Source organism: Pseudomonas sp. 9.1(2019), assembly GCF_009910445.1.
GTDB classification, from domain to species: Bacteria; Pseudomonadota; Gammaproteobacteria; order Pseudomonadales; family Pseudomonadaceae; genus Aquipseudomonas; species Aquipseudomonas paraversuta.
In genome coordinates this window covers 306,493-318,905 of record NZ_VBWF01000010.1, presented here as the reverse complement: position 1 = coordinate 318,905, position 12,413 = coordinate 306,493, and the positions used below count along the sequence as shown (strand labels likewise).

Sequence of the window (12,413 nt, the reverse complement as noted above, 5' to 3'; positions counted from 1 at the left end):
TTTTTTCATGTTTTATATCAGCTAGTTAGGTCGATATATCGATCGCCTGTATACGGAACAAAAGCCCATCCAGTCTGCCCATACTTGAGCCACATCCTCCTCCGGCATTGCCGGTTTACGAGTCGAGTAGCGAGCCAGACCATGCCTACTTCACAGCTGTCGATAGAACAAAAAACCCGGCTATTGCTTAACAGTCCGGCAGAGTTGACCGCCTATTCCCAACAGGCCTGGGACATGCTCCCCCGCGCCGAAATCGACGCGATTCAGCTGTGCGGGTTAAAGCAGCGCTTTGCAATGCTTCGCGACCGGATACCGGTCCTCAAGAAGCTCGCCGATGGCGAAGGCGTGAATCATGTCTTGCACATCAATGACGTGGTTCCTCTGTTGTTCGAGCACACCGTGTACAAGTCGTACCCGCCGTCGCTCCTGGAAAAACGTAACTTTGGCCAAATCAACAAGTGGCTGGGCAAGCTCGTCACCTCAGAGCTTGCCCAGGCCATTGCGGCGGTAAACGTCAGTGGCTGTGAGGGGCTGGACGATTGGTTCGAAGTCATGGACGAGGCCGTGCCGCAACTGCGCATCAGCCACACTTCCGGTACGTCCGGGACCCTCTCGTTCCTGCCCCACGCCGTGCGTGAATGGGAGAAATTTGCCCAGCTACGCAAAATGAATGTGCACAACATGCAGGGGCCGGATACGCCCCTGCCCGACCTGCACACCATTTACCCGTACTACCGCAAGGGCTACCTGAGCCATGTGCGGGTCCACGAAGCGATGATTCCAGCGTTGCTGGGGCACGAATCAAGGTTTCATGCGGCATACCCGGCCACCCTCAGTAGCGATGTGCTTCATCTTGGCGCCAGGCTGCGTGCAGCACAGTCCAAGGGCACCCTTGATCGTCTGGAAATCAGCCCGCAACTGCAGGCCAAGAAGCAGGCCTTTGACCAGTTGCAGGCCGAAATGCCGCAGCACCTGGCGGCTTTTTTTGATCAGATGTCCACTGAGCTCAGGGGCAAGCGGGTATACATCGCTGCAACCTGGAACCTGTTGCACAGCATGGCCAAAGCAGGCCTGGAGCGTGGCCTTGAAGCTGTGTTCGACCCTGATTCATTTATCCATACCTCGGGGGGTGGCAAGGGCGTGGTGCAACCCGAAGGGTGGCGCGATGACGTGCTGCGGTTCACCGGGGCCCGGCGGATCAATGAGTCCTATGCAATGTCCGAAGTCGTCGGCGGCGCCCACCCGCGCTGTGAAGCCGGGCACTTCCACTTTGCCCCCACGGTCATCCCTTACCTGCTTGACCCGCAAACCAGCCGGCCACTGCCCCGCCATGGCCGCGTAACCGGCCGCGCGGCGTTCTTTGACCTCGGCGCGGAGATCCGCTGGGGCGGTTTTATCACCGGCGACGAGATCACCATCGAGTGGGACCAACCCTGCGCGTGCGGCCGACCCAGCTACTACGTGGTCGGGGCCATTCAGCGTTACAGCGAACTGACCGGCGGCGACGACAAGATCACCTGTGCCGCCACAGAAGACTCTCATCGCCAGGCGATGGACTTTCTCAATACCCTGGAGGGCTAACCCCATGAACAAGCCTGTTGCGCCAATGATCATTCGCGGTCAGATCATCACCGACAACCTGATCGACGTGGGTGGCCGGGGCGGTGATCTGATCTTTCGCACCCCTGATGCACACTGCTACATCGACCAGTTGCCGCTGGGCAATCCGGCCAGACTCGCCGACCTGTACAGCCTCACATTCGAAGATATCCTGGAGTACGCCCAGGCCCTCGGTGAACGCCTGGAGTTCGACACCAATCCCTACCTGCAGGAAGCCTGCGAGCTGTCTTACCTGACCGCCCCGGTGACCCCGACAATGGTCAAAAGCAGCTATATGGGACTGCGCCATATGCTCACTCGAGAAGCGATCACCGAGCAGGTCGAGCTGTCCGTGGGCATCAAATACCTTGAAGGCTGGGTCAGGCAGCGCTTGATCGACGGCACCGAGCTGGAAGTACGCTGCTTCGGCGCCCGCACCCTGCATATCGTCGCGGGCAATGCGACCGGGCTATCGCTGCTGACCATCATCCGCAATATGGTGTTGCGCAGCGATGCGATCATCAAAGCGCCTTCCAATGATCCGTTCACGGCATTGGCCATCGCCCGCACCATGGTCGACATGGCGCCTGACCATCCGCTGACCCGGCACTTGAGTGTCGCGTACTGGAAAGGTGGCGATCAGGCTTTTGAGGAGCGTCTTTACCAGCCTCAGAACCTGGAAAAAATCGTCGCGTGGGGCGGTTTTGCCTCAATGAAGCATGTCACGCGCTATATCCAGCCAGGTCTTGAACTGATTTCCCTGGATCCCAAACGCAGCGCCAGCATCATCGGCAAGGCCACTTTCGACAGTGAGCAAAGCATGCGTGAGGCCGCCGTGCGCCTGGCCTGCGACATTGGCGCGCTAAACCAGAAGGCCTGTGTGTGCGCCCGCGTGGTCTATGTACAGAGCGGTACCGATGAGGCCGGCCTGGCGCAGTTGAACACCTTCGGCCGCTATGTTTACGACGCCATGCAGACCCTGCCCAATACCATCAGTACCGCGCCCAAAAGTTACGACCCGGGCCTCAAGGCCGAAGTCGATGCACTGCGCCTGAGTGATGACTGGTATCAAGTGATTGGCGGAAAGGACGGCGAAGGTTCTGTGATCTGTTCCCAGCTGGCGGAGCCGGTGTCCTTTGCTGCACGTCTGGACGATCGCACAGCCAACCTGGTGCCCGTTGACGAGCTGAGCGAAATGCTCGAAGCGGTGGATGCCTATACCCAGACAGTTGGCGTCTACCCGGAAAGTATCAAGGAGGAGCTCAAGGACATATTGCCCTTGTATGGTGCCCAGCGAATTGTCTCGCTGGGCTACGCCGCAGGGCTCAAATGGGCCGGTCCCCAGGATGCCATCGAGCCGCTGCGGCGGATGGGCAAGTGGATCGTCAACCAGATTGCTTCACCGCAAACCAGCCCGGCTCCCTGGCTACGCCCCTCGATCTAACCCCCACAGCCTCCACAGTCAAGGCTGTGGAGGCCTGTCGATTTTCACAGGACATTGCCATGACTACTTGCCTGGGTTTTGCTGCTCTGGATGCACATTGCGCTCTTACCCCGTTTCGCTTCCAGCGGCGGGCCTTGCGCGATGATGACATTGCCATCGCGATCGCTTTTTGCGGTGTGTGCCACTCCGATGCTCATCAGGTTCACAACGACTGGAACAACACGGTTTATCCCTGCGTGCCGGGCCACGAAATTGTGGGCTATGTCACAGACACAGGCCCCAAGGTGAGCCGCTTCAAAGTCGGTGACCGGGTGGCTGTCGGTTGTCAGGTTGACAGTTGCCTGCAGTGCGCACCCTGCGCCGAGCATCAAGAACAACTCTGTGTCCACGGCCCTACGACCACCTATAACGGCAAAGACCGGCAGACCGGCGAGATCACCTATGGCGGCTATGCCGAACATATTGTGGTTCGTGAGCCGTTTGTGCTGCGCATGCCGGAAAATCTTGATCCGCGCTACGCAGCCCCTTTGTTGTGCGCGGGCATCACCGTCTGGAACCCTATGCGCCGCTACGGCGTGGGCAAAGGGTCGAAGGTTGCGGTGGTCGGGCTTGGCGGGCTGGGGCATATGGCCGTAAAACTGGCCACAGCCCTGGGCGCCGATGTCACCGTGATTACCACCTCGGCCGGCAAGGCGGATGACGCCCGCGCCCTGGGCGCCAGGCAGGTGCTGCTCTCCAGTGATACGCCAGGGATGGCCAAAGCGGCCAATTCATTTGAATTCATCATCGACACCATTCCTCGCCGTCACGACGTCAACCCCTACCTGATGCTGCTGGGACGCAACGGGGTACTGGTGCTGGTGGGCGCCATAGAACCGCTGGAGCCCATTCATGGCGGCTTGCTGATACGCAATAACCGCAGTCTGGTGGGCTCGCTGATCGGCGGAATTCAGGCGATTCAGGAATTGCTGGATTTCTGCGCCGAACATCAGGTCCTGCCCGACTGCGAAATGATTGCCATGCAGGACATCAACAGCGCTTTTGAGCGCCTGCAGAGCAACGATGTGAAATACCGTTTCGTGATCGATATGAGCACCTTGCATGACGTTGCCTCTTTGTCTTCAAAGGAGGCGCCATGAGTGCCCTGATCCACTTTCAGGTAGACCGGCAACTGGCCCTGATCGGCCTGGCCCATGCCCCCGTCAATGCCCTAGGGCAGAGGCTGCGCAGCGAACTGCTGCAGGCCATCGAGCGTGCAGTGGCCGACGGGGAGGTACGGGCAATCATTGTCTACGGTCACGGCGTGCCCTTTGGTGCGGGGGCGGATATCAATGAGTCCGCTACTCTGGCGCCATTCGCCAGCCCCTCCCTGGGCGATGTACTGCTGCGCATGACGCAATTGAACAAGCCGCTGATTGCCGCAATCAGTGGCATGGCGCTGGGGGGCAGCCTGGAACTGGCACTTGCCTGTGGCTATCGCATCAGTGAGCCGGGTGCCCGTTTCGCCCTGCCGCAGATCAACCTGGGGTTGATTCCCGGTGCCGGTGGTACTCAGCGTTTGCCGCGCCTGGTAGGCGCTGCGCAAGCTCTGGAAATGATCCTCTACGGGCGGCCCGTCAATGCTCGCCATGCACTGCAAGCCGGTCTGCTCGATCGCCTGGCCCAAAGCCCCGAGACCTTGCTCGCTGAGGCCAGTGAATGGGCCCATGAACTGCTTGCGGCCCAGGCACCTGCCCAACCGTCACCGCCATGGCCCGACCCGGCCAGCGAACTGCCTGCGCACTATTTCCAGCAATACCGCAGCGCCAATAAGCATCGCTGGCAAGGGCAGCCAGCCCCGCAACAGGCGCTGGCGGCCCTTGAAGCCGCCTGCAATTTACCGCTGGCCGAAGGGCTGGCGTTCGAGGCCGGGCTGTTCCGGCAGCTCGAGGGATCAAGCCAGTCCGAGGCTTTGCGCCACGTTCATGCTGCCGAGGGCGACCTCGGCACACAGCCCGGGGTAAACCTGCAGACGCCGATTCGTCCCGTTCACCGGGTAGCGATCATTGGCGCAGGTACCATGGGCGGCGGGATTGCCATGTGTTTTGCCAACGCCGGAATTCCGGTCGCTTTGCTGGAGCTCAAGGCTGAGGCGCTGGACCGCGGCTTACGGCAGATTCGCACTAATTATCAGACTGGCGTCAAACGCGGAAAACTGACCGAGGCGCAACTGGAACAGCGCATGGAACTGCTGCACGGCACCCTCGACTATGCCGAGATCAGTGATGCTGACCTGGTCATCGAAGCGGTATTCGAAAGCCTGGCCATCAAGCAGCAGGTCTTCCGCACCCTGGACGAAGTGTGCAAACCGGGGGCAATCCTGGCCAGTAACACCTCGACCCTGGACGTGGATGCCATCGCTGCGGTCACTCGACGCCCGCAAGACGTGATTGGCCTGCACTTCTTCAGCCCGGCGAATGTCATGCGTCTGCTTGAAGTGGTTCGCGGGCAAGCCACCGCAGCCGATACCCTGGCAACCACGCTGAGCATCGCCGCCCGTATCGGCAAAATCCCGGTGGTGTCCGGGGTGTGCTTTGGCTTTATTGGCAACCGCATGCTCGAGCCCTACTCCCGGGAAGCCCATCGCCTGCTGCTGGAAGGCGCAACCGTAGCCCAGATAGACAAGGTGCTGACTGATCTGGGGCTGGCCATGGGGGTGCTGGCCATGCATGACCTGGCCGGGATCGACGTCAGCTACCTGATCCGCGAGGCGCGGCGCGAGCAGATCCGGCAGGACCCGGGCTACTGCAAAATCGCCGACGCGCTGTATGACCTGGGGCACTACGGGCAAAAAACCGCCTGTGGCTTCTACCTCTATCAGGGCCGAGAACCCGTGGAGAATCCGGAGTTGACTGCTCTGGCTGAAAATATCGCCTGGGGCCTGGGGATCACCCGGCGTGTCATCAGCAATCAGGAAATCCATGATCGCTGCATGTTCATGCTTATCAACGAAGGGATTGCGCTGCTGGATGAAGGTATCGCGCAACGCAGCGGTGATATCGATCTGGTATGGATCAACGGCTATGGCTTCCCGGCCTGGCGAGGCGGCCCCTTGCACTATGCCCGGACCCTTGGCCTGGATGTGGTGCTTGAGGGAATCCGCCACTATCGCCAGAGCCTGGGCGCTTATGGGCAGATGTGGTTCCAGCCGGCGCCGCTGTTGGAGCGTCTGGTTGCCGCGGGTAAAACCCGGATTGAAGTGATCTGAGCCAAGCTGCAACAAGGAGCCGGGGGCGGTGATTGCCGTAGATGGCGAGCATCTGCCCCCCGCCAAGGTAAAGCCCCTGCGCCGTGGCACAGGGGCTTTTTGCGTCAGGTCAACAGGCTTTCGCGGATCAGCTTTTTGTTGATCTTGCCCACACTGGTCTTGGGAATTTCAACCACAAAGTCGAACTGTTTGGGTATCGCCCATTTGTTGATGCGGCCACAGGCCACGAACTGCTGCAGGTGGACCTCAAGCATGGGTTGATCGACGTACTGCCCGGGCTCGCATACCACCAGGGCCATCGGCCGTTCGCCCCACTGCTCATCCGCTACACCCACCACGGCCACCGCTATCACCGACGCGTGTTCACTGATCAGGTTCTCCAGATCCAGGGAACTGATCCACTCGCCGCCGGTTTTAATCACATCCTTGATCCGGTCTTTGATTTCCACCCGGCCCTGGGGGTCGATGGAGGCCAGGTCGCCGGTGTGCAGCCAGCCGTCCTGCCACAGTTCGGCGCCTTTTTCAGGTTCTTTCAAATAGCCCTGGGTCAGCCAGGGTGCACGCACCACGATTTCGCCCAAAGACTCTCCATTGTGGGCAACGGCATGGCCGCTGCCATCGATGATCTTCAGGTCGACCATCGGTATCGGCATTCCGGTTTTAATGCGCTGGCTGAGTCGGGTTTGCGTGGAGTGCTCAATTTCTGCTGCGTTCAGGTAGCTGGTGCAGAGCATCGGGCAGGTTTCTGACATACCGTACCCGCTGTGTACCTGAATGCCTTTGGCGCTCGCCTGGCTGGCGATTGCCAGGGTCAGGGCGCTGCCACCCAAAAGCATTTTCCAGCTGTCAAAGCGGGTATTAACCGCCTCCTCGCAACTCAGGATCATTTGTAGAACAGTGGGCACGCAATGGGAGAACGTGACCTTTTCTTCCCGGAACAGCCTGACCAGACTGTTGGGTTCGTAACGGCCGGGGTACACCTGCTTGATCCCCATCAGCGTCGCCACATAAGGCACCCCCCAGGCATGCACGTGGAACATCGGGGTGATCGGCATATAAACGTCATCGGAACGTACCAGCGGCAAGCTCTGGTAACTGCCCATGGCTCCCACGGCATTCAAGGTATGCAGCACCAACTGACGATGGGTGAAGTACACACCTTTAGGGGCACCTGTGGTGCCCGTGGTGTAGAAAATCGTCGCCACCGAATTTTCGTCAAAGTCGGGGAAATCGTAATCGGTAGCCGCCTGCGCCAGCAGGCTTTCATATTCGCCCAACAGCGGCAGGTCGGTGCGCCGAGGCTGGTCGTCAGTGAGGCGGATAAAGCCTTTGACCCTGGTCAGAGCGGGTTGGATCTGCTCAATCAAGGGCAAGAAATCATCATGCACCAGCACCAGGTCGTCCTCGGCGTGATTCATGGTGTAGAGCACCTGATCCGGAGAAAGGCGAATGTTGACCGTGTGCAGCACTGCGCCAATCATGGGCACCGCAAAAAAACATTCCAGGTAGCGGTGGCTATCCCAGTCAAGCATGGCGACCGTATCCCCGGCCTTGACTCCGGCAGCGGTCAGGGCGTTGGCCAGTCGGTGGATACGCTGGTTCAGGGTCTTGTAGCTGTAACGCAGTTTGTCGGCGTAGACGATTTCATTGCCCGGCTCATAGCGAGCGCCCGACAGTAGCAGGCGCTTGATCAATAGCGGGTAGGTATAGGCGCCATCTGCTGGTGGAATTATTTTTGTTTTAAGCATTATGGAAATTCCTGATTCTTTATTTAGACGTGCCTCAGAACTGCACGGCATCCAGCAGATAGAGACTTTCGCTGCCCGACTTGACCGATGAACTCAGTGATTCAATGCGTGGCAGCAGGCGGGCAAAGTAAAAACGTGCGGTGCCCAGCTTGCTGGCGTAAAAATCATCTTCGGTGTGTTTTTCCAGGGCCACCTGGGCCATACGCGCCCACAGGTAGGCGTAGGCGGTGTAGCCGAACACTTGCAGGTATTCGACTGAGGCCGCGCCCACTTCATTCGGGTTGTTCCGGGCCCGGTCCAGTAACCAGGCGGTCAGCTCGTCGAGGTTGTCCACGGCCGCGTTGAGCGGCTTGGTGAACTCGGCCAGGCCAGCACTGGCGGTTGCGCTGAACTGGCGAATTTCATCGGCAAACAGCCGGTACAGTGCCCCGCCACTGCCGACAATTTTGCGCCCTGTCAGGTCCAGCGCCTGAATGCCATTGGTGCCTTCGTAGATCTGGGTGATCCGCACGTCACGTACAAGTTGCTCCTGGCCCCACTCGCGGATATAGCCATGGCCGCCGAAAATCATCTGCCCGTGCAGAGTGGCTTCCAGGCCCATGTCGGTGAGAAACGCCTTGGCAACCGGAGTCAGCAATGACACCAGTTGTTCTGCTCGCAGCCGGGCGGGCGGGTCCTGACTGTATTTGGCGGTGTCCAGTTGCAGGGCCACATAACTGGAGAAGGCTCGTCCGCCTTCGTTCAGGGCCTTCATGGTCAGCAGCATGCGTCGCACATCCGGGTGCACGATAATTGGATCGGCGGCCTTTTCGCTATTCTGTGCGCCCGTCGGGGCGCGGCTTTGCAGGCGCTCACGGGCATAGTCGATGGCACTTTGATAAGAGCGTTCGCCCTGCGCCAGGCCTTGAATGCCGACACCCAGCCGCTCGTAATTCATCATGGTGAACATCGCCGCCAGCCCTTTGTTGGGCGCATCGACCAGCCAGCCGGTCGCCTGGTCGAAGTTCATCACGCAGGTCGCGGACGCCTTGATGCCCATCTTGTGTTCGATGGAGCCGCAAGACAGTGAATTGCGCTCGCCCAGCGTCCCGTCGGCATTGACCAGTATCTTGGGCACCAGAAACAGTGAAATGCCTTTTGGCCCGGCGGGTGCATCCGCCAGTCTGGCCAGTACCAGGTGAATGATGTTCTCGGTCAGGTCGTGCTCACCGCCGGTGATGAAAATCTTGCTGCCGCTGATGGCATAACTGCCATCGTCCCGGGGCTCGGCTCTGGTACGCAACAGGCCCAGATCGGTGCCGGCATGGGCCTCGGTCAAGCACATGGAGCCGCTCCAGAGGCCGGCATACATGTTGGGCAGGTACTTTTCTTTCAGCGCTTCGCTGGCATGGGCATTGAGCGACAGGCAGGCGCCGGCGGTGAGCATCGGGTAGAGACCGAACGACAGGTTGGCCGCGTTGACCATTTCTTCAACCTGGGCACTGATGGCCTTGGGCATGCCCATGCCGCCGTAACGCGGGTCGCCGCCCAGACCGACCCAGCCACCTTCAGCGAAAGTCTGATAGGCCGCCTGAAACCCCTCGGGCGCCTGCACTGCGCCATTGTTCCAGGCGCAGCCTTGCTCATCCCCTTTCTGGCGCAGCGGGGCGATGATCCCGGCGCTGATCTTACCCGCCTCTTCCAGGATGGCGGCAGCGGTCTCTTCATCCACGACCCCGGACATGCCGGGCAGTCGGTCCCACAACCGGGACACCTGGAAAACCTCATTGAGCACGAAGCGCATGTCGCGCAGGGGAGCTTTGTAGTCAGACATGGTTGGCTTACTCAGTCAGTGACAGGGCACGACGCATGCCCTGTTTTTTGGGGTTGTCGGTCTCGCTGAGGTGTACCGCCGGCTCGTCGGGGGCAGTGCGACGACTCAGCGCAGGACCGCGCAACAGGAAGTACGACAGGGCAGGAATGAGAATCAGCGCGCCAAGCATGTTCCACAGGAACATGAAGGTCAGCAGGATGCCCATGTCTGCCTGGAATTTGATCGGTGACCAGACCCAGCTCACCACCCCTGCCGCCAGGGTGATGCCCACCAGCCCCACGACCCGGCCGGTGAATGACACCGCTTTACGGTAGGCATCGGACAGTGACAGGCCCTGACGCTGGTGATGCAGTTGCACGCTGAGCAAGTACAGCGCGTAATCCACGCCGATCCCCACACCCAGGGCAATCACCGGCAAGGTGGCAACCTTCACCCCGATGCCCATGACCACCATCAACGCTTCGCAGAGGATTGAGGTCAGCACCAGCGGCAGCAAGGCCACCAGCGTGGCCCGCCAACTGCGGAAGGTGATCAGGCAGAACAGGGTCACCGCGGCGTAGACATAAAGCAGCATGGTGCGGTTGGCTTCGCGCACCACGATATTGGTCGCCGCTTCTATGCCGGCAGTACCGGCTGCCAGCAGGAACTGACGCTGCGGGGTGCTGTTTTCCCTGGCGAATTTGTCGGCAATGGCCACGACGGCGTCCAGGGTCTCGGCCTTGTGGTCTTTGAGAAAAGCGATCACGGGCATCAGCGAACAGTCGGTGTTGAACAACTCCGGGGAATTTACCGAAGCCTGCTGGGCGGCATAGTTGAGCACGTCCTGGTTGCGCTGGATGCTGTTGAGCTTGGGATTGCCTTCATAGGAACCGGCAGTGATCTGGCGTACCGCGTTTACCAGCGAAGAGGTGGCCTGTACCCCAGGGGACTGCTGCAGCTCCCATGCCAGACGATCGGCAAGAATCAGTGTCTGGTAGTTCAGGCAACCTTCCGGGGCGGTTTTTATCATGACCGCAAACAGATCGCTGGACAGCGCGTAATGGCGGGTGATGTAGGCGTTGTCGAGGTTGTAGCGCGAGTCTGCGCGCAGCTCCGGGGCACCGCTGTCAAGGTCGCCTATTTTCAGTTGCAGGCTGACCACAAAACCAATGCCCCCCATAAGCAGCGCCACCAGCACCGCACCGGTTGCCCACTTGCCAGTGGTGAAGCGGTCCAGCAGGTCCCACATTTTGCCGAAGCCTTTATGGCCGGTGGCCCGGGTTTCGATTTCAAGGGCCCGCTCGGCGGCTTTACGGCCCACACCGATATAAGACAGCGCGACGGGCATTAACAGCAAAGAAGTAAATATCAGGACTGCGACCCCGATGCTGGCAGTGATTGCCAGGTCTTGTATCACCGGAATATCGATCAGCATCAGCACGGCGAAGCCCACTGCATCGGCCAGCAGGGCTGTAACACCGGCAATGAACAGACGGCGAAAGGTATAGCGGGCGGCAATCAATTTGTGGGTGCCGCGGGCGATGTCCTGCATGATGCCGTTCATTTTCTGTGCCGCATGGGACACGCCGATGGCGAAGATCAGGAAAGGCACAAGCACCGAGTAGGGATCAATGGCATAGCCCAGCCAGGCAATAATGCCCAGCTGCCAGACCACTGCAATCAACGAGCAGCCCACCACCAGCAAGGTGCTGCGAACACAGCGGGTGTAGAGGTAGATGATGATCAGGGAAGTGACCACCGCCAGCCCGAAAAACATCATGACCTGAATCAAGCCGTCGATCAGATCGCCCATCAGCTTGGCGAACCCTATGACCCGCACCTTGTACTGGCCTTTGCCCTCCTCCCCGGCCTTGCGTGCAGCGCTGTCACCGGCGAATTCGATCTTGTCCCGCAGTTGTTCTTCAAGCAAACGCGAGAATTGCTGATAGTTGACGCCCTTGCCCGTGGCGGAGGTCTTGTCCAGCAGCGGTACGATCAACATGCTGGATTTGTAGTCACTGGCCACCAGACTGCCGACGATCCCGGCCCGGCTGATATTCTGGCGCAGTTGTGCGATGTCTGCGGGCGAGCCTTGATAAGTGCCGGGCATCACCGGGCCGCCCTGAAAGCCTTCCTCGGTGACTTCGGTCCAGCGTACACCGGGGCTCCATAACGACTTCATCCAGGCCCGGTCAACCCCTTCAGTGATGAACAGCTGGTCGTTGACCTGTTTGAGGACTTCAAGGTAACCGGGATCGAAAATGTCGCCCTGGGTGTTCTCCACCACCACCCGTACCGAGTTCCCCAACCCGCGTAACGACTGGCGGTTTGCCAGGTAGTTCTGGATGTACGGCTGGCTCTGAGGAATCATTTTTTCGAAACTGGGTCGCAGTTCCAGGCGCGTCAACGCCATATAACCCAGGAGCACGGTGACCAGTGCCATCAGTAGCATGAACAGTGGGCGGTAGTTGAACACCAGCCGCTCCAACAGGTTGCCGGAGTGGCGGTCGAAGTCCCGCAGATCGCGGATCACCGGCATGGTGTCTTGCTTGATATTGCCCATGTCTGGGTACTCGCTCTAAT

7 protein-coding genes are annotated in these 12,413 nt (G+C 59.7%); 4 read left to right on the top strand and 3 right to left on the bottom strand.

Annotation, left to right across the window (positions count from 1 at the left end):
- Positions 1 to 141 precede the first annotated feature (141 nt).
- Genes FEZ21_RS14905 through FEZ21_RS14890 form a run of 4 tightly spaced genes read left to right on the top strand, consistent with a single transcriptional unit; the run spans position 142 to position 6,290 of the window.
- Positions 142 to 1,581: a hypothetical protein gene (locus tag FEZ21_RS14905; RefSeq protein WP_003445575.1), complete on the top strand. Its 1,440-nt coding sequence runs from the start codon at positions 142 to 144 to the stop codon at positions 1,579 to 1,581.
- Positions 1,582 to 1,585: 4 nt separating this feature from the next.
- Positions 1,586 to 3,043 (top strand): acyl-CoA reductase, encoded by a 1,458-nt coding sequence (locus tag FEZ21_RS14900; protein WP_003445573.1) that lies wholly within the window; start codon positions 1,586 to 1,588, stop codon positions 3,041 to 3,043.
- Between the two features lie 59 nt (positions 3,044 to 3,102).
- A complete protein-coding gene (locus FEZ21_RS14895; protein ID WP_003445571.1) occupies positions 3,103 to 4,182 on the top strand; it encodes an NAD(P)-dependent alcohol dehydrogenase in 1,080 nt (359 codons plus the stop codon).
- Positions 4,179 to 6,290, top strand: coding sequence for a 3-hydroxyacyl-CoA dehydrogenase NAD-binding domain-containing protein (locus FEZ21_RS14890; protein WP_160627648.1), 2,112 nt, complete (start codon positions 4,179 to 4,181; stop codon positions 6,288 to 6,290). The genes FEZ21_RS14895 and FEZ21_RS14890 overlap by 4 nt, the downstream gene beginning before the upstream one ends.
- A 104-nt stretch (positions 6,291 to 6,394) precedes the next feature.
- Here the strand turns inward: FEZ21_RS14890 and FEZ21_RS14885 are convergent, their stop codons facing one another.
- Genes FEZ21_RS14885 through FEZ21_RS14875 form a run of 3 tightly spaced genes read right to left on the bottom strand, consistent with a single transcriptional unit; the run spans position 6,395 to position 12,393 of the window.
- Positions 6,395 to 8,038, bottom strand: coding sequence for a fatty acid--CoA ligase (locus FEZ21_RS14885; RefSeq protein ID WP_010656494.1), 1,644 nt, complete (start codon positions 8,036 to 8,038; stop codon positions 6,395 to 6,397).
- A 34-nt stretch (positions 8,039 to 8,072) separates the two neighbouring features.
- Positions 8,073 to 9,851, bottom strand: a complete 1,779-nt coding sequence (locus FEZ21_RS14880; protein ID WP_160627646.1) for an acyl-CoA dehydrogenase C-terminal domain-containing protein — start codon at positions 9,849 to 9,851, stop codon at positions 8,073 to 8,075.
- A gap of 7 nt (positions 9,852 to 9,858) precedes the next feature.
- Positions 9,859 to 12,393, bottom strand: a complete 2,535-nt coding sequence (locus FEZ21_RS14875; protein WP_160627644.1) for an RND family transporter — start codon at positions 12,391 to 12,393, stop codon at positions 9,859 to 9,861.
- Positions 12,394 to 12,413: the final 20 nt, after the last annotated feature.